The following is a 17,851-nucleotide window of genomic DNA, read 5'->3' on the forward strand; positions in this document are numbered from 1 at the left end:
GTCCACGAGACACGTGTTGAAGCATCCTTCTGCACCGATCTGACGACGATTCCGGACGCGACGGCGAGGGGCTCGGCACGCTCGGCGAGCCGAGCGCGCTGCCGCGTCCGGAGGTGCCTTGAATGAACGAGGTGCGCTGTCGGCGGCGTCGTCGCGGCGACGATGGTCGCTGAGGAAGCGATTGGCACGACAGAGCGCTGATCTGCGCTCTCGGGATGCCGCGCTGTGCTCGGGCTCGACTCCGCAGGTGGTCTCATGTGGCTGCCGCGCCTCGCTTTGCGCGACTCCGTAGGTGGTCGCATGTGGCCGCTGCGCCGCGCTCGGGCTCGACTCCACAGGTGGTCTCATGTGGCTGCCGCGCTCGCAGCAGCGCCAGCGCCGAACGATGCCAAGCGCGTTGGGTTCTGGTGACGGATTCGCACGTCCGGGCTGTTGAGAAAGTTGTCTGTCCAGGATAATGTCGCTGCTTGCGGGGCTGGCTCGGGAGCGATCGAGTGCGGTGAGAGCCGCTCCGGCGAACGGCGGCTTCGGCTGCGCAGCCTCGCGGGGGCCTATCCAGGAGGGGTCACGATGAGATCAGTTCTTTCTTTGGCGGTGTACGGGGTGCTGGTCGGCGCGTTCGCCATGACGGGTTGCGGTGACGACGAGTCGACCGGCAGCGGCGGTGCGGGCGGGACGGGCGGCGGGAGCTCGTCCACCTCCAGCACGTCGTCGAGCTCGACCAGCTCGGGCTCTGACGGCGGCGGCGGCGCGGGTGATGGCGGTTCAAACGCGGATGGCGGCGGGGGTGCGGGCGACGGCGGCAACGGATCGAGCGACGGCGGCGGTGGTTCGAGCGATGGCGGCGGTGGTTCGAGCGATGGCGGCGGTGGTTCGGGCGACGGCGGCAGCAGCCCGGGTGTCGGCGGCGGCGGCAGCTCGGGTGAAGGCGGCGGCAGCTCGGTCCCGGAGGAGCGTTGCTCCGGCTGCGCGCGGCTGTCCGTGCCGTTCACGACCGCGAATACCGCGACGCAGTTCTTCATCGAGTTTGCCTCGCCGGTCGATCTGACGGGGAGCACGGTCACGTTCCGTGTGAAGACCCACGCCGGTACGAGCGGCGGCGTGCAACCGTTCGTGCAAAACGGGGCGGACCTGTTCTATGCGAACATCGGCTATTCGTGGAATCCGATCGCCGGGCTGGCAGACTGGAAAGAGATCACGATCGATGTCGACGCCTTGGCCCCATCGCGTCCCAACTTCGACCGCGCCCGGGTGAAGTTGATTGGACTCCAGCTCACGGCGGGCGGCAGCGGGCCCTGGACCAACCCGACCGTCATCTACGTCGACTCCATCACCGTCACGAAGCCCGGCACTCCGAGCGCCGCGCGAGGCGCCGCACCGAGCGGCGAGCGCGGCGAGGGCGGCGCCGGCGGTGAGGGCGGCGCCGGCGGGTGGAGCGGCGAAGGTGGCGCCGGCGGCGAGAGCGGCGTGGGCGGCGCCGGTGGAACGAGCGGTGATGTCGGCGCCGGTGGTGAGAGCGGCGTGGGCGGCGCCGGCGGCGAGAGCGGCGTGGGCGGCGCCAGTGGCGAAGGCGGCACGGCCGGTGTCGGCGGCGAAGGCGGCTCGTCCGGTGTCGGCGGCGCGGGCGGCGAAGGCGGCTCGTCCGGTGTCGGCGGCGCGGGCGGCGAAGGCGGCTCGTCCGGTGTCGGCGGCGCGGGCGGCGAAGGCGGCGGCTCCAGTGGAGAGGTGATCCACGTGGTGGGTCCGTTCGAGTTCACGGCCGGCGCGGAGCCGATGGTGGTCGGCAACTACATGCCGGTGGCCGGCTCGTTGCTGACCCACATCGCCGAGTGATCCCGGGCCAGCCGGGGAGCACGCTGCACCGGACGCAGCGAAGCACGCACGGCGCGCCAGAGCATCCAACAGCCTGAACTCGTGACAACGCCAGCCGGAGGGGCTCGAAAGCCCCCCGGCGAGCTTTCTCTGGTTGCGCTGGCGCGAGCTGCGCGATGAGAATGGCTTCGACGCGCCGAGACCCCGCGCGCTCGATGGACCGACCCACGGCGAGCTCAGGACAGCGTTTCAAGGAGGATTCGAATGAGAAAGGTCGTCTATGACATCGCGGTGACGGTCGACGGCTTCATCTCGCACGAGGACGGCTCGGTGGACGGCTTCGCGATGCAAGGAGAGCACGTCGCCGATTACGTCGAGCGCCTGAAGGGCTACGACACCGTCGTGATGGGGCGAAGGACGTACGAGTGGGGCTATCCCTTCGGGCTCGTCCCGGGGAAGCGAGCCTACCCGCACATGGCACATTACATCTTCTCGAAGACCCTCCGCTTCGGCGAGGGCGCCGAGGTGGAGGTCGTGGACCGTGACGAGATCGCGGTCTTGAAGCGGCTGAAGGAGGGCGCCGGGGCCGATATCTATCTCTGCGGGGGCGGCGCCTTCGCCGGCTTCCTCCTCGATCACGACCTCATCGATCAGCTCGTCCTCAAGGTGAATCCCATCGTCTTCGGGCACGGGGTCCGGCTCTTCGGCGGCAGCTCCAGGAAGGTCGAGCTGGCGCTCCTCGGCGCGACGTCGTACGCGAACGGCGTCTCGCTCCTCCGGTACGACGTGAAGCGCGGGGGCGCCGCCTGAGGGGCCGCCCCGGCGAGGGCGTGCCGCACGATTCCGTCGCGACGCCGTCGTCGGGCCCGCCGCGGCGCTTTTGTCGGGCGGGCGCTGAGCGCCGCGCCTCGACGGAGCTGATCTGGTTGCCGCGCTCACACGTTCGGGCTGTTGAGAAAAATTTCTGCCCAGGGTAGCTTGCGCCACGCGGCTGGCTCGGAGGAGCTAGCGGGCGGTGGCAACCGCCATGGCGAACGGCGGCCCGGGCTGCGTGGCCTCGTGGTGCACATCAGGAGAGGGTCAGGATGAGATCAGTTCTTTCTTTGGCAATGTGCGGGATGCTGGTCGGCGCATTCGCCATGACGGGTTGCGGTGATGACGACACCACCGGCAGCGGCGGTGCGGGGGGTGCGGGCGGTGGGGCCAGCTCCAGCACGACGTCGAGCTCCAGCGGCAGCTCGACCAGCTCGGGCGGCGGCGAAGGCGGCGAAGGCGGCGCGGGCGGCAGCGACGGTGGCGCTGGCGGCGAAGGCGGCGCGGGCGGCAGCGACGGCGGCGCCGGCGGCGAAGGCGGCGAAGGCGGCGGCGCCCCCGACATCGGGCCCGGTCCGGAGGAGAGCTGCTCGGGTTGCGCCCGGCTGGCTGTGCCGCTCACCACGCCTTCCACGGGGACGCTGTTCCAGTTCGACTTCGCTCAGCTGGTCGACCTGACGGGCGCCACCGTCACGTTCCGTGTGAAGGCTCATGCCGCCACCGGCGGTGGTCTGCAGGTCTTCGTGCAGAACGGCAATGCACAGAGCTGGGCGGGCGTCCCCTGGGCGTGGACGAGCTTCAGCGACCTGAAAGAGTGGACCGAGCTCACCATCGACGTCGATGACTCCGCCGCGGCGTCCGCGATGTTCAACAAGACCCAGGTGAAGCGCATCGGCGTCAAGGTCGACGCAGGTGCCGAGGGGCCCTGGGCCAACCCGACCGTCGTCTATATCGACTCCATCACCGTCACGAGGTCTGCCAGCTCGAGCGGTTCGGGCGGTGCCGGCGGCGAGGGCGGCGCGGGCGGTGCCGGCGGCGAGGGCGGCGCGGGCGGTGCCGGCGGCGCGGGTGGCGCCGGCGGTGCTGGTGGCACGAGCGGCGAGGGCGGCTCGGGCGGCGCTGGCGGCACGAGCGGCGAGGGCGGTTCGGCGGGCGCCACCGGTGAGGGCGGCGCTGGCGGCACGAGCGGCGAGGGCGGCTCGGCGGGCGCCACCGGTGAGGGCGGCGCTGGCGGCACGAGCGGCGAGGGCGGCGCCGGCGGCGCGAGCGGCGAGGTGGTCAATGTGATCGGTCCGTTCGAGTTCACGGACGGGCTGCAGGGCTTCCTGCTCGGCGATTACCAGACCGTGCCAGGCTCGAGGCTGGATCCCCTCGGCGAGTGATCCACGAGGGCCTGCGGCGCTCGCTCTCGCGCTGCTGCGCGGAGCGAGCGTCCGGGCCGCCTCATCGATCATCGAGGGCGCGCTCCCCGGTGCGCTCCAGCCCGACCCAGCTTCCCCGTCTCACATAACTGCGGTGTGGCGGCGTACTTTGGCCGAAGGTGGGGGCTTTTGAACCGCCAAGGACGCCAAAGACGCCAAGAAAAACATAAAATCTTGGCGCCTCATGGCGTCTTGGCGGCCCCATCCTTCCGGCGGAGCGGGGAATTCCCCCGCCACCCGCCACGCTGCTGAAGCATGATCCGAACCGTCCAAACGACCCGCTACGTCACCCCGCTCCGCGAGGGCGGGTCGCTGCCGGCCCTCGTCGAGGCCGATGACGATGGGCTCTATGTCCTGAAGCTCCGCGGCGCCGGCCAGGGGCCGAAGGCGCTCATCGCGGAGCTCGTCGCCGGGGAGATCGGGCGCGCGCTCGGGCTCCCGGTGCCGGAGATCGTCTTCATGGAGCTCGACCCCGCCTTCGGGCGCGCCGAGCCGGATCCGGAGCTGTCCGACCTGCTCTCGGCGAGCGCCGGCTTGAACCTCGCTCTCGACTACCTGCCCGGATCGCTCGCCTTCCAGCCGCTCGCCGGCCCGGCGATCGACCCGGGGCTTGCGGCCGCCGTCGTCTGGTTCGACGCCTTCATGAGCAACGTGGACCGGACGCCCAAGAACCCCAACCTGCTCCTGTGGCACCGCCGCCTCTGGCTGATCGACCACGGCGCGGCGCTCTATGTCCACCACGCCTGGACCGACGCGACCGACCCGCGCGCCGACGCGGACGACCGCTTTCCGCTCGTCAAGAGCCATGTCCTGCTCCCGTTCGCGGGCGACCTCGCCGCGGCCGACGCCGCGCTGAGCGCCCGGCTCACGCCCGAGCGCATCGCGGGGATCGTCGCCGCGATCCCGGACGCGTGGCTGGCCGATCAGGACCCCCGCGCCCGGCCCTCGGGCGAGCGGCGGTCCGCGTTCTCGCCCGGCGCGGCCGAGGCGCCGCAGCCCGTCGCGGCGCGGCGCGCGGCGTACGCCGCCTACCTGACCCACCGCCTCGCGTCGCCGCGGGGCTTCGTCGAGGAGGCGCTCGATGCAGCCCGTGCCCGGCGGTAGCCCTCCGGGCGCGCCCGCCGCCGACCCGTTCGATTACGCCGTGCTGCGCGTGGTCCCGCGCGTGGAGCGCGGCGAGCGCGTCAACGTCGGGGTGGTCCTCTTCTGCCGCGCCCGGGGCTTCCTCGACGCGCGCTTCGAGCCCGACGAGCGGCGCCTGCTCGCCCTCTGGCCCGACCTCGACCTGGAGGCGGTCCGCGGCCACCTCGACTTCATCCGCCGCGTCTGCGCCGGCGATCGGGCGTGCGGGTACGTCGCCGAGCTCCCCCAGGCCGAGCGCTTCGGCTGGGTGGTGTCCCCGGCGAGCACCGTCGTCCAGCCATCGCGTGTCCACGCGGGCCTCGGCGCCGACCCGGCCGCGGCGCTCGAGCGGCTGCTCGCGACGCTGGTGCGGCCAGGGCGGTCCGGACAGGGCTGATCGGCGCGGCGCGAGCCCGCGCTCCAGGGTCAGTGGCCGTCCTTTTCGCGGTTCATCGCCTGCTTCACCGCGGTCACGACGCCCAGCACGACCGCGCCGGCCGCGACGCCGACGATCATGTTGGCGAGCGACGGCACCACCGCGCCGAGCACGGCGCCGGCGCCCTGGGTCATGTCCTCGATGTGGTGGTGCAGCCACGGCACGCCGTGCGTCAGGATGCCGCCGCCGACGAGGAACATCGCCGCCGTGCCGGCGACCGACAGGCCCTTCATCAGCCACGGCGCCGCCTTCAGGATGCCGCTGCCGAGCGACTGCTGCAGACCGCCGCTCTGGCGGCTCAGGTAGAGGCCGGCGTCGTCGAGCTTCACGATGCCGGCGACCAGGCCGTAGACGCCCACGGTCATGAGCAGGGCGATGCCGGTCAGCACGGCGACCTGCGTGCCGAACGGCGACGCCGCCACGGTGCCCAGCGTGATCGCGATGATCTCGGCCGACAGGATGAAGTCGGTGCGCACAGCGCCCTTGATCTTCGCCCTCTCGAACTCGACGAGGTCGATCTTCGGATCGGAGAGCGCCTGCACGAGCTCGGCGTGGTGCGCCTCGTCCTCGTGCTTGCTGTGCAGCACCTTGTGGGCGACCTTCTCGAAGCCCTCGTAACAGAGGAAGGCGCCGCCGATCATCAGCAGGGGCGTGACGGCCCAGGGCGCGAGGGCGCTGATCGCCAGCGCCGCCGGCACCAGGATGGCCTTGTTGAGCATCGAGCCCTTCGCCACGGCCAGCACGACCGGCAGCTCGCGCTCGGCGTTGACGCCCGTCACCTGCTGCGCGTTCAGCGCCAGATCGTCGCCCAGCACGCCGGCGGTCTTCTTGGCGGCCACCTTCGTCAGCACGGCAACGTCGTCCAGCACGGTGGCGATGTCGTCGATCAGGGCGAGCAGGCTGCTTCCGGCCATGGAGTGAGGTCCTCGTCGGGTGAATGGGGTAGGAGCGTAGGAGCGTAGGAGCGTAGGAGCGTGGCGAACGTCACGGGCGGCGCCGCAGCGCAGCCGTCGCGGTGGGCATGGTAGCGGGCGTCGGCGGCCTTCGGGTCGAAGATCCTGGGCGCCCACGTCGATCGGCCAGCCCGGCCGTCGGCGCCGCGCCGCGGCTCACGCGCTCTCTTCGATCCCCGACGGCGACTCCAGCCCCGGCGGCTCTTCCAGGCTGATGCGCCCGAGCCGGCCGGCGCGGAAGTCGTGGACCAGGATGTCCGACGCCTTGTGCAGGTCCACCGCCCCGCCGCTGCGCAGGCAGCCGCGGCGGCGGCCGATCTCCTCGATCAGCGCGGCGGCGGTCTCCGGCAGCTCCTTCAGCTTGTAGCGGGCGACGAGGAGCTCGGGGTAGCGCCGCAGGAAGTACCCCGCCGCGAACAGGGCGACGCTCTGGTAATCGATGGCCGTGTCGGGGATCGCCCCGCCCACGGCCAGGCGGAACGAGGCCGCCTCATCGTCGATCTTGGGCCAGAGGATCCCCGGGTTGTCGGAGATGGCCATGCCGGTCTTCAAGGTGACGAGCTGCTGGCTCTTCGTGACCGCGGGCTCGTCGCCGACCTTGGCGACCTTGCGCTCCATGAGCAGGTTGATGAGCGTCGATTTGCCGACGTTGGGGATCCCCACGATCATGGCCCGCACCACCTTGCCGGGGCCGTTCTTGGGGGGCGCGAGGCGCTTGCAGAGCTCCGGGATCCGGCGCCGCGCCTCGGACGACTGGCTCGCGGAGATCGCGATCGCGAGCACCTGGCCCCCCGGCGAGGCGCCGCGCTCCGCCTCGTCAGGCGGCGCGGCGCCCTCCGCCTCGAAGTAGCGGAGCCACGCCGTGGTGACGGCCGGGTCCGCCAGATCGCTCTTGTTCAGGACCTTGATGCACGGCTTCTGGCCGCGCAGCTCGGCCAGGACGGGGTTCTCGCTGGCCAGCGGCATGCGGGCGTCGAGCACCTCGATGACGACGTCCTGCGACGGCATCGACTCGGCGATCGTGCGCCGAGCCTTGGTCATGTGGCCTGGATACCATTGGATCGACATCCGCCGCGCAGCTCTATCACGCCCGGCGGCTCATGCGCACCCGTCCGGTCCGCAGGCCGCCCCCTCGGCGAGCGCCTGCTCGGGCGCGTCCGCCGCCTCGTCCCACGTCTTCTGGAGCACGCCGAGGAGGGCCTCGGCCGGCTGCGCGCCGGAGACGCCGTACCGCCCGCCGAACGCGAAGAAGGGGACGCCCGTGATGCCGATCGCGCGCGCCTCGGCCTCGTCGGCCCGCACCTCGCGCGCGTGGGCGTCGCTCGCGAGCGCCGCGCGGACCTCGTCCGGGTCGAGCCCCGCCTCGCCGGCGAGGCGCGCGAGCACCTCGGGCTCGCCGATGGCCTCGCCCTCGGTCATGTAGCCGCGGAGCAGCCGCTCCTTCACCGCGTCCTGCACGCCGCGCTCGGCCGCGAGGTGGAGCACGCGGTGCGCGTCGAAGGTGTTGCCGGGCCGGACCTTGTCGAAGCGGAGATCGAGGCCGTCCGCCGCGCCCACCTCGGTCATCTGCCGGATCATCGCCTCGGCCTTGGCGACCGGCACGCCGTACTTCTTCGCGAGGCGCCCGGCGTAGGAGACCTCGGTGTCGAGCACGCGCTTCGCCGAGGGGTCGAGCTCGAACGCGCGCCAGACGACCTCGACGGCATCCCGGCGCGGGAACCTGGCGAGCGCGGCCTCCAGCCGGCGCTTGCCGACGTAGCACCACGGGCACGCGATGTCGGACCAGACATCGACACGGAGCTTCTTCATGGGGGTCAAGGTAGGGCGCCGCGGCGCCTCCGGCCAGGCGGCGTGCATCGCGGGCGGGAGGCGCGCCGGCGCGGCGGTCGGGGAGGGGTCGAGCTCGCCGGGGAGAACGGAGCCCTCCCGTGTACGCCTGCCTGTGCGAGGCGGATACCTCCGCGGCAGCATCTGAGGTCTGGCGTAAGGGGTGAGTGGGAAATTGGATGAGGAGAGGCGTGATGGACATCGAGAGGCTCTTGGTCGATTTCTACAACGGTGCCCACATGCTCGATGTCGTCGCCGCGTGGGCTTATGCGGTCGGGAATCTCAAGCGGATCAACCAGCTGATCGAGCCGGGGTTGGACAGTGGCGAGGTGCGTCAAGCCGCTCAAGAGATACATGCTTTGGCTGAGCGATGCGCGCGAGCGTTGAAAGGAGGTGATGTGTCGCCTGCTGGATGAGCCTTGCCGCGCAAGCCCAGCCGCGTCACGACGACGCCTGTGCATCCCGTCCTCGTCGCAGTTCGCGCCGGCCTAGCCGCGGGCCCGGTCGCCGCCGGTCCGCCTCCTGACCCGTGGCACGCATGGCTCCTCGTGGCGCTCGCGCGGCAGGTCGATCGGCAGCGCTGGCTGGTACGGGTCCAGCGTGAGCGCCTCTCTCGTGCCTCCCGCCGTGGCGACGTACCGGGCATGCCGGGCTGGAAGTTTTACTTTCACGGCATCGGCCTCTGCCTGACCGCACCCGACGGCGAGACGATCGACGTCGATGATCACGGCGATGACGGCCTCACGATAGATCCTTGGTTCTTCACGCAGCGCATCCTGAGCCTCCCTTACCCCGCGCTCCCCGAGCGGCGCCTGCTCGCATTCCTTCCGACCGCTGACGCCATGGCCGCCGCGATCGGCGAGCTCACCCGGGGGGGACTGCTCGTCCGCAACGAGCATCGGCACGTCTTCCGCGTCGTCCAGGAAGTCGAGGGGAACGCCGGGGCGTTCGCCGCGATCGACTTCTCCGACGCGTCCCTCCGCGCTCGCTGGGCGGAGCACCTCGGCGATCACGAGCTGCTCGCCGCCGAGCGGCCCTCGGCGGCCGCCCAGGCGCGAGCCGCCGCGCAGCGCGACGCCTACAAGCGGTACTTGCTCGCGGGGATCGCGAACGAGGCGACGGCAAGCGCGTTCATCGAGCCCCTCGAGACAGTGCTCGAGCCGCCGGAGTTCGTCGATGTGTGCGCGGGGCTGATCGACGCGTCGGTGAACGCGACCTCTGGGCACGCGATCGAGCGGCTCGACGTACACCCGGACTACCCCGTCTGCCCAGCGGTAGCCAGGCTGCTCGCCCGCGCGGATCCGGCGCTGCATCATCCCTACGCCGTGCACGCCGCGGCCCGGTACCTGCTGCGCCGCGGGATCGAGCGCGATCGCGCGGTCGAGGTGGTGCTGGCGTTCGCGGGCGTCGAGGTCGTCGCGGGCTACCTGGGCAACCCGTTCCTCGGCGAGCTTGCCCTGCTGCTCCTCGAGCATGCGCCTCCGCACGCGCTCGCCGCGCTCCGCCGGGGGCTGCGATCGAGCACGCCCGCGGTCCGGACGGACGTCGCCGCGGCGCTCGCGGCGCTCGGTCAGGCGTGGTGCCTTCGAGAGCTCGTGCTCGCGCTGGACGACGCCGCCACGTTCGAGGAATCGGCCTCCGTGCGGGCCGCGCTCTCGTGGATCGGATCGGACGAGGCGCGCGCGGCGGTCGCGCACTGGACGCAGACCCACGTCCTGCGGACGACGGAGGGCCCGGGCTATCGATGGGAGGAGATCCAGGAGGCCTGCGCCGATGATTCTCTCGCGTACGAGATCGACGAACGTCGCGCCTGGGCCGACGCGACCCGACCGGGGATCGATCCGGACTTCGACCGCGTGGTGTGGGGATGAAACGCAGAACGCCGCGCACGCGATATCGATCCAGGGGCAGTCTCACGCAAGCCGCGATTACCCCCGCTCCTGGACTCCCATCAGCGTAGAGAGGCTCTGCCGCTGGCGTCCCGCGCCGTCGAAATTCGATGGATCGAGCCAGCGCTCGAACGCCGCCTTCGCCGCCGGCCACTCCTTGTCGATGATCGCGTGCCACGCGGTGTCGCGGTTGCGCCCCTTGATCACCATGGCTTGCCGGAACACGCCCTCGAAGCGGAACCCGAGCCTCGCCGCCGCCGCCCGCGAGCCCGCGTTGAGCGCGTCGCACTTCCACTCGTAGCGCCGGTAGCCGAGCTCGTCGAACGCCCGCCGCATCATCAGGTACATCGCCTCCGTCGCCGCAGGCGTCCTCTGAAGGAGCGGCGAGTACCTGAGGTGTCCGACCTCGATCACGCCGCTCTTGGGGTCGATCCGCAGGTACGCCGCGACGCCGACCGCCCGACCGGTCGCCGCGTCGACGATCGCATGGAACAGCGGATCGTCGCCCAGGCACGTGGCGTCCATCCAGGCGCGGTAGTCCGAGAGGGTCGCGAAGGGCCCATAGGGCAGGTAGGTCCACCCTCGCCCTTCCGCGTCCGCGAGGTTGGCCGCATGGAGGTCCGCCGCGTGCTTTTCGGGGTCGAGCGGCTCGAGTCGGCACGTGCGCCCGAGCAGGATCTCGCGCGGCGGCAGCGGCCGCGGCGTCCAGCCGGGGAGGGGGTGGCCGATCGGCTGCATCAGAGAATTCATGTGCTCCACGGGATCGCTATCTCCACAAGGTGGTTCGCTCAGGGCGCCGGCCGCAGACGCCGCCCGACGCGTGTTACTGCGCTCCGATCGTCGCCGCCACCTTCTCCTCGATCCCTTCCCACGTCGCCGGCCGATCCGCCGTCGAGTAGGCCTGGAGCATCACCTCGCGGTCCCCGAGCACGACGACGTAGCTCACCATCTGCACGCCGTTCTTGAGCCCGTTCTTGACGCTCACCGCCGGCCGCCCGCCCAGCGTGACGCGCGCCGCCGGGCCCTTCGTGACGGTGTTCGCCGGCCGTTGCTCGTCGAGCACCTTGCGCTCCTGCTCGAGGAGGGCGTCCAGCTGATCGGGCGGCACCGGGCCCTCGAGCGGGAAGACGGCGACCTGGAACACGACGGGCGTCCGGGGCAGCTGGCCGTACGTGTGGAAGCGGACGCCGGACAGCTCCTCCACGGACGCGGCGCCCGCGAGCGCCTCCGGCAGGTCCAGGGCGACGCCCGTGTCCGCGACCGCGGTGCGCGTCAGCGCCGGCGGCGCGCGGAGCTCCCACGGGCGGCCGGCGGCGAACGCCATCGCCACGGACAGCGCCATCGCCGCGGCCGTCAGGGCGGCCGCCGCCGTGAGGAGGGGGCGCGGCCTCGGCTCGGCGTCCGCCGCGCGCTCGCGCCGGTCCACGGGCGTGAGGCCCCGGGGGAGGACCGTGACGACGAGCGCGAAGCCGACGACGCCGCCGCCCAGGTGCGCGAGCAGGTCGACGCCGGGCTGAAAGCTGTAGACGAGGTTGAGCCCGAGCGGCAGCCACGCGCGGCTGCGCATCTGCGCGATCATCGCGGGGGGCAGGAGCCCGTGCGGCCGGAGCGCGACGCCGATGCCGGCCGTCATGAGGCCCCAGATCGCGCCCGACGCGCCGACGCTCCACCGGTCCTCCAGCATCGCGCTCGCGAGCGACCCGCCGAGCGCCGAGGCCCCGTAGAGCAGGAGGAAGCGCCGCGGGCCGAGGAGCGCCTCGAGCATCGGGCCGAAGGACCACAGCGCCAGCATGTTGACGAAGAGGTGGATCGGGTCGGCGTGCAGGAACGCCGAGGCGAGGAGCCGGTAGAGCTCCCCATGGCGCACCGCCTCGCCGCTGTTGGCGCCCATGGCCCACAGCGCCGCCTCGTGGGTGCCCGAGCCGAAGGCGTAGCTCACGGCGAGGAGCACGGCGCACGCGATCATGAGCGTCGCCGTGACGCGGCGGCTGCCCCTCAGCCGGTCGGCGATCGCGCGCTCCTGCTGCGCCAGCGCCTGCCCCTCGGCGAGCGCCTCAGCGAGCGCCTCGGGCTCGAGCGGGCCCGCCTCGGCGAGGCGCTCGTGGGCCCGCTCGAGGGCCGGAAGGGCCTGCCCCTTCACGCGCGCGAGCCCGCCCGCCGCGTCGAGGTGGTGGAAGCCCATCGGCACGGGCTGCACGAACGGCGCGACCTTGGCGAGCGCGGCCTGGCCTGGGGCAGCGCCGCCGCCCACCAGCACGACGTGCGTCGGCGGCCCGCCGGGCTGCACCGCCTTCACGAGCGGCTCGAGCAGGGCGTGGAGCTCGTCGGCCGACGGGTCCCCCGGCGCCGTGACGAGCGCGATCTGGAGGGGCGCCGACCTGCCCGCGAGGAACGCCAGGCCCGGGTCGCAGCGGAGCAGCACGAGGGCGTCCGGCCCGCGGAGCAGCGCGGCGAGCAGGCGGTCGCGTCGAGCCGCCGCGTCGTCCCCGGGCGCACGGTCCATGATCGGTAGATCCACCACGCTCGCTTCTCCTCCTGCTTCCTCCTCCTGCGAGAGGTCGCGCGGCGAGCGTAGCCGAAAGGCGGCGCGCGCAGGATCGCGGAGCGCGCCCGGCGAGCTGCCGCGCTCGTCCCGGGTCGGCGCGCCCGGCCTCCTCGCTAGGGCATGTGCGACGCCCGCGCCGCGTGCGCCGCCACCTCGCGGCGGAGGGCCTCCGTGACCCCCGGTAGCTCCCTGAGCCAGTCCCGCGTCGGGCGATTGCGCATCAGCCAGGCGACGGCGTCGTCCATGGTGCTGAACACCTCGTAACGAAGCCGCGAGCGGCTCAGCAGGATGAACTCGATGGCCACGTTGCGCACGAGCGACGCCTTGAAGCCGTGGCCCTCGAACACCAGCGCGGCGCACATCCCGTGGGCCGCGAGCTCCCTGGAGAGCTCCGCGAGCGAGCTCCGGACCTCCCGCCCCGCCGGGACGGTGTTCTCCTCGAGGATGACCAGCGTCGCCTGCAGCTCGCTGCCGCGCTCGCGCAGGATGCTCCGGACCTCGCTCACCGCAGCTGCCGTGGTGTGCCGGCGCCAGATCTGGAAGAGGAGGCCCTTCCAGGTGGCGACGCAGTGATCTTCATCCAGCGCGTGGAGGAAAGGCCTCGTCGCCCAGCTTTCCCCCTCGCTGCGCGGCGGCGGCGAGCTCGCGGGCGGCGCGGGATCGTCGTGGTCCCTGAGCGGCGGGGCCGCGAGCGTGCTGTTGAAGCAGGCGGCGACCGGGGCGGGCGGCCTCGCCGTGACCATGCCGGCCGGGGAGGCCTCGGGCGGAGGGAGCGAGCTGCGGCGACGCGCCGCCGCGGCGCCGAGCGACGCCTCCGGCGGCGGGAGCGAGGTGCGGCGACGCGACGCCGGCGCGGTCGGCGCCACGCGCGCGGCGCCGTCGAGGAGGCGCTCGAGGACAGGGCACATCGCGGACGCGCTGGTGAAGCGGGCGAGGGGGTCGCGCTCGACGCAGCGAGAGAACCAGGCGTCGAATCCGGCGAAGAAGGGCGGCAGTCCGAGCTCGCCCGCGCGCCGGCTCGCGGTGGGGATGGGCTCGAACAGGATTTCCCGGAGGAGCGACGGGACGTCTCGGCACTGCCAGAAGGGCTTGCCCGTGAGGACGAAGAACGCGAGGAGCCCATAGGCCCAGACGTCGCTCTGGGGGAGCGCCCCCTGGCTCTCGCGCGCTTGCTCGGGGGCCATCCAGAGGGGCGTGCCGACGGCGGCCGTCAGCGAGGCGCGCGCGTCGGCGATGATCTTGGCGATGCCGAAATCGAGGAGCTTGACCCGCGGCGCGGCGCCGCCGCCGGCTTCCTCCAGAAAGACGTTCTCGGGCTTGAGATCGCGGTGAACGATGCCCGCGCCGTGCGCGTCCTCGAGCGCGCGCCCCAGCTGCCCGAGGACGCGGCGCGCCTCCGCGAGCGGGAGCGGGCCTGCCCGCGCGACGCAGGCCGAGAGGGTCTCGCCCTGGAGGAGCTCCATCGCGAGGTAGGGCAGGCCCGTCACGCCGTCGACGCCGGCGATCAGCACCTCGACGATGTGCGGCGACCCGATGAGCCCAGGAGCTCGCGCCTCTCGCTCGAAGCGGCGGCGCTCCTCGGGGTCGACGGCGCGCACCGGGTGCATGACCTTCACGGCGCGCTGGCGCGCGGTGCTGTGCTGGCGGCAGAGATAGACGCTGCCCATGCCGCCCGAGCCGAGCGGGCGCACGACCTCGAAGTCGCCGCCGATGATGCTGCCAGCTTGCAGGCCGTAGGGTGAATCCATGGCGCGGACCGAAGCGTTTGCGTACCGGAGCCCCCCGCGCGGGTCGCGCGCGATGCCGCCGATTCAATCATGTTGTCGGCCGCTGGCGAGCCGAAGACATCGCATCGTGTGCTGTTCCAGTGGCGTCGTCCCGGTCCGACCCGGTCACACCGGCGCTCCGTCCGTTGCTCGGGCGCTGCCGCCACCGCGCTCGCCGTGAGGATTGCTGAGCGAACGGTGCTTCGCTGTTGCAGTTGCAGATGCGTGGACGGATCCGCCGCGCGGCGCGCGGTGTCAGGAGAGCTCGGCGATGACCGCGTGGTGGTCGGACGCGGCGCCGACGTCGATGACGTCGGCCAGCGCGAGCCGGCCGGCGAGCCGCGGCGATAGCAGCACGTAGTCGGTCCGCGTCTCCACCTGCGCGCCGTCGCGCCCGCGCAGCGCGGTGAACCAGCGCGACGAGCGCGGCCTCAGGAGCAGGGCGTCGGCCCAGCCGAACGCCTCGATCGAATCCATCGTGTCGAACCGCGGCGGGCTGCCGTACTTCTCGATGCCGGCCGCCGCGAGGCGCGCGCCGAGGTCCGCGGGGTAGGGGTCGCGGCGCGACAGCGCGTTGAGGTCGCCGGCGAGCGCCCAGAGGCCCGCGGCGAACCGGGCGGGCGGCACGAGGGAGAGCAGCCAGCGGGCCTCGGTGAGCCGGCGATCCTCGCTTCCGGCGTTGAGGTGGGTGCCGAGCACCACGAGCGGCTCGCCGCCCAGCGAGAGCTCGACCTCGACAAGGCAGTGCGCCAGCGCCTCGGGCGCGTGCACGCGCGCGCCGGCGAGCGGCGCCCGGCTGACGACGGCGACGTGGTTGCGCCTCCCGTTCGGGCGCGGGTTGGCGTTGCCCAGGACGGCGTGCCGCTCGCCGGCGGGCGCGCCGATCGCCTCGGCGACGGCCCGGAGCCGGGCGCCGTCCTCCCAGCCCACGCACTCCTGGAGGACGAGCAGATCGGGGTGCGCGGCGGCGACGATCGCGAGGATCGCCTCGAACCGATCCTCGCCGCCGAAGAGGATGTTGAAGGTCATGATCTTCACGGTCCGATCAGGCTAGCTCCTCCGAGGCCGGGGCGTGTGCGCGGAGCAGTCAAAAGGCGCGCTGAATCGGGTGGACGCAGCGCCCGAGACGGCGCACGAAGCGGGCATGGCCGGCGACGTCCTCCCGATCCGCAGCGACTCGCCGCTCTACGCCGCCGCGCTCCGCCTCCGGCGCGAGGTCTTCGTCGTCGAGCAGTCCGTGCCCGAGGACATCGAGATCGACGAGCTCGATGCCGTCGCGCAACACTTCGTGGTCCTCGACGGCGGCGAGGTCGTCGCGACGATGCGGATCGTGCCGTACGAGGGCGCGCTCAAGGTCGGCCGCGTCGCCGTCAGGAAAGACCTTCGCGGCGCGGGCCTCGGGCGGCGGCTGATGGAGGAGGCGATCCGCGTCGCCGGGGCCGAGGGCGCGCGCGCGCTGGTCCTGAACGCCCAGGTCGCTGCAGCGGCGTTCTATCGCAAGCTCGGCTTCGTCGAGGAGGGGCCGATCTTCGACGAGGCGGGGATCCCGCACACGAAGATGGTCCGGCGGATGGCCTGAGCCGGCGGGCGCTGGGGAGCCCCTCCGGGTGGTGCTGGCGCAGGCGGGTTGCTCGCTGTCTCTGCGCGTCGAGCGCGAGATCCTCGGTTGCTGGGACGCGCTGCGGATCGAGCAGGTGGTGACGAACCTCGTGTCCAATGCGCTGAAGTAGGGTGCGAGCGCCCCCGTCGAGCTCAGCGCTCAGCGGCGCGGGGACACGGCCGTGATCGCGGTGCGCGATCCAGTCGTCGAGGACGATGTCGAGCGGAGTGCCAAGCTGGTCGACCTGCTCGACAAGCCGTCGATTCCTTGAAGAAGCCTCTCCAGATCGACAGGCTGCTCCGCATCGTCGACCGGTCCCGCTCGTAGCCCGCCCCTCCCTCTCCGCCGCTCGGCCTCACGAGAGGCGCTCCGGTGTACGAGAAAAGTCGAGCCCTCGAAGGCAGAAATCGGCTCCGACGAGCTGCGCCGTCCGCTGTCGTGGGATGATGGCGTCATGCGCTCCACACGCCGATCCCTCACGCTCTCCCGTTCTGTCCCCATCGTCCTCGCGCACCTGGTCGTCGCGGCGTGTGGCGGGGATCCGGGCCCAGGCGTCGAGTCTGCCGAGGAGATCGGCGTCATCGAAAAGAGCTCATGGATCGAAGGGCGCGACGGTGGGGACAGCGCTGTCGCGTGGGGCAAGTCGGTCTGGGTCTATGGCGATACCGTTCTCACGCAGGCTGACGAGGCCGGGACGAACTGGCACCATAACTCGTTCGACATCTCGGACGATCTCGACGCGTCCGACGGCATCGGTGGCTTCTCATCGCCGGCCGACGGCGTGGGGGCGCCGGGGTATTTCATCGCGCCCACCGCGGGCGAGCAGGCGTTCAACGACGCTCACGCCGGCGATGACTGCGCCGAGGCGCCGTGCGGCGCTCGCTGGGCCGTGTGGCCCGGGGCGCCGGTGTTCGATCCGGCGCGCGACCGCGCTTTGATCCCGTATGGCCTCATCTATGCGGAGCCGGGCGACTTCAACTTCCGCGGCGTGGGCCAGTCGTTCGCGATCTGGGAGGGCCTCGATGAGGCGCCGGAGCGGCCGATCGTCGACGCGAGCGCGGAGCACCCCGACCTGCTCTTCGGGGAAGGGGACCCAGGCTGGGGGGCCGCGCTGGTCGCCCACGGCGACGACCTGTACACCTTCGCGTGCGACGGCAGTCTGTCCAAGCCGTGCAGCCTCGCGCGCGTGCCGCTCGAGACGCCCCTCGACCGGGGTGCCTTCCGCTACTTCGACGGCGATGGCTGGAGCGACGACGCCGGGGATGCGGCAGAGCTGTTCGACGGCGCGCCCATCATGTCCGTCTCGTACTGTGAGCACCTCGGGGCGTGGCTCGCGGTCTACTCGCCCCCGTTCGACCACCGGATCGTGGCGCGCACCGCCCCGGACCTCACCGGCCCTTGGTCGGACGAGGCCACCCTCTATACGGCCCCCGAGGAGCGCGCGCCGTACGACTCGGTTCATCACGCAGAGTACGAGGAGGACGGCGGCCGGGTGCAGTACATCACGTACTCGCGGCCGACGAGCGGCTGGTTCGGGTCGGAGTTCGCGCTCGTCCGCGTCGTGCTGAAGTGACGGGCGAGCGCTCGCCGCCGCTCGTCGCCCCCTGCCGCAGGCGGCCGGGCGGATGCGGCGCGACGCGCGTTCTGCTCTGCATGACGAGGTTGGC

At 72.3% G+C, this 17,851-nt stretch carries 17 protein-coding genes; 10 read left to right on the forward strand and 7 right to left on the reverse strand.

What is annotated here, in order from left to right:
* The first annotated feature begins 570 nt into the window (after window positions 1–570).
* From WMF39_RS07370 to WMF39_RS07390, 5 genes are all read left to right on the forward strand, one after another.
* A complete protein-coding gene (locus WMF39_RS07370) occupies window positions 571–1,833 on the forward strand; it encodes a hypothetical protein (RefSeq protein WP_437744836.1) in 1,263 nt (420 codons plus the stop codon).
* 243 nt (window positions 1,834–2,076) lie between these two features.
* Window positions 2,077–2,622 (forward strand): dihydrofolate reductase family protein, encoded by a 546-nt coding sequence (locus tag WMF39_RS07375; RefSeq protein WP_437744837.1) that lies wholly within the window; start codon window positions 2,077–2,079, stop codon window positions 2,620–2,622.
* A gap of 308 nt (window positions 2,623–2,930) precedes the next feature.
* Entirely contained in the window at window positions 2,931–4,007 is a 1,077-nt protein-coding gene (locus WMF39_RS07380) for a hypothetical protein (protein WP_437744838.1), read from the forward strand.
* A 294-nt stretch (window positions 4,008–4,301) separates the two neighbouring features.
* A complete protein-coding gene (locus WMF39_RS07385; RefSeq protein ID WP_437744839.1) occupies window positions 4,302–5,150 on the forward strand; it encodes a HipA family kinase in 849 nt (282 codons plus the stop codon).
* Window positions 5,128–5,565 (forward strand): DUF3037 domain-containing protein, encoded by a 438-nt coding sequence (locus WMF39_RS07390; protein ID WP_437744840.1) that lies wholly within the window; start codon window positions 5,128–5,130, stop codon window positions 5,563–5,565. Before WMF39_RS07385 ends, WMF39_RS07390 begins: the two co-directional genes overlap by 23 nt.
* Window positions 5,566–5,594: 29 nt before the next feature.
* On the opposite strand, the gene WMF39_RS07395 is transcribed toward WMF39_RS07390, so the two are convergent.
* The 3 genes from WMF39_RS07395 to WMF39_RS07405 form a co-directional block, all read right to left on the reverse strand.
* On the reverse strand, window positions 5,595–6,518 hold the full coding sequence (locus WMF39_RS07395; protein WP_437744841.1) for a DUF808 domain-containing protein: 924 nt from the start codon (window positions 6,516–6,518) through the stop codon (window positions 5,595–5,597).
* A 195-nt stretch (window positions 6,519–6,713) separates the two neighbouring features.
* The gene (gene ylqF / locus WMF39_RS07400; RefSeq protein ID WP_437744842.1) at window positions 6,714–7,625 is read right to left on the reverse strand and encodes a ribosome biogenesis GTPase YlqF; all 912 of its coding nucleotides are present in this window, start codon (window positions 7,623–7,625) and stop codon (window positions 6,714–6,716) included.
* A 30-nt stretch (window positions 7,626–7,655) separates the two neighbouring features.
* On the reverse strand, window positions 7,656–8,366 hold the full coding sequence (locus tag WMF39_RS07405; protein WP_437744843.1) for a DsbA family oxidoreductase: 711 nt from the start codon (window positions 8,364–8,366) through the stop codon (window positions 7,656–7,658).
* A gap of 212 nt (window positions 8,367–8,578) precedes the next feature.
* Between WMF39_RS07405 and WMF39_RS07410 the strand changes: the two genes are divergently transcribed.
* Window positions 8,579–8,800 carry a hypothetical protein gene (locus WMF39_RS07410; protein ID WP_437744844.1) on the forward strand — a complete coding sequence of 74 codons (222 nt, stop codon included), beginning with the start codon at window positions 8,579–8,581 and terminating at the stop codon, window positions 8,798–8,800.
* Window positions 8,801–8,932: 132 nt separating this feature from the next.
* Window positions 8,933–10,255 (forward strand): DUF6896 domain-containing protein, encoded by a 1,323-nt coding sequence (locus WMF39_RS07415; RefSeq protein WP_437744845.1) that lies wholly within the window; start codon window positions 8,933–8,935, stop codon window positions 10,253–10,255.
* A gap of 57 nt (window positions 10,256–10,312) precedes the next feature.
* Here WMF39_RS07415 and WMF39_RS07420 read toward each other — a convergent pair whose 3' ends face one another.
* The 4 genes from WMF39_RS07420 to WMF39_RS07435 form a co-directional block, all read right to left on the reverse strand.
* Window positions 10,313–11,023: a GNAT family N-acetyltransferase gene (locus WMF39_RS07420; RefSeq protein WP_437744846.1), complete on the reverse strand. Its 711-nt coding sequence runs from the start codon at window positions 11,021–11,023 to the stop codon at window positions 10,313–10,315.
* A 73-nt stretch (window positions 11,024–11,096) separates the two neighbouring features.
* Entirely contained in the window at window positions 11,097–12,776 is a 1,680-nt protein-coding gene (locus tag WMF39_RS07425; RefSeq protein ID WP_437744847.1) for a rhomboid family intramembrane serine protease, read from the reverse strand.
* Between the two features lie 155 nt (window positions 12,777–12,931).
* A complete protein-coding gene (locus WMF39_RS07430) occupies window positions 12,932–14,566 on the reverse strand; it encodes a serine/threonine-protein kinase (RefSeq protein WP_437744848.1) in 1,635 nt (544 codons plus the stop codon).
* Window positions 14,567–14,839: 273 nt separating this feature from the next.
* Window positions 14,840–15,613 (reverse strand): endonuclease/exonuclease/phosphatase family protein, encoded by a 774-nt coding sequence (locus WMF39_RS07435; protein WP_437747955.1) that lies wholly within the window; start codon window positions 15,611–15,613, stop codon window positions 14,840–14,842.
* A 79-nt stretch (window positions 15,614–15,692) separates the two neighbouring features.
* On the opposite strand from WMF39_RS07435, the gene WMF39_RS07440 reads away from it, so the two are divergent.
* The 3 genes from WMF39_RS07440 to WMF39_RS07450 all read left to right on the forward strand — a co-directional run bounded on the left by WMF39_RS07440 (window position 15,693) and on the right by WMF39_RS07450 (window position 17,757).
* Window positions 15,693–16,163 (forward strand): GNAT family N-acetyltransferase, encoded by a 471-nt coding sequence (locus tag WMF39_RS07440; protein ID WP_437744849.1) that lies wholly within the window; start codon window positions 15,693–15,695, stop codon window positions 16,161–16,163.
* 28 nt (window positions 16,164–16,191) lie between these two features.
* Window positions 16,192–16,314, forward strand: a complete 123-nt coding sequence (locus tag WMF39_RS07445; protein WP_437744850.1) for a hypothetical protein — start codon at window positions 16,192–16,194, stop codon at window positions 16,312–16,314.
* Window positions 16,315–16,638: 324 nt separating this feature from the next.
* Window positions 16,639–17,757, forward strand: coding sequence for a DUF4185 domain-containing protein (locus tag WMF39_RS07450; RefSeq protein ID WP_437744851.1), 1,119 nt, complete (start codon window positions 16,639–16,641; stop codon window positions 17,755–17,757).
* The last annotated feature ends 94 nt before the right edge of the window (window positions 17,758–17,851 follow it).

Source organism: Sorangium sp. So ce1504 (genome assembly GCF_051521635.1).
GTDB lineage: Bacteria > Myxococcota_A > Polyangia > Polyangiales > Polyangiaceae > Sorangium > Sorangium cellulosum_B.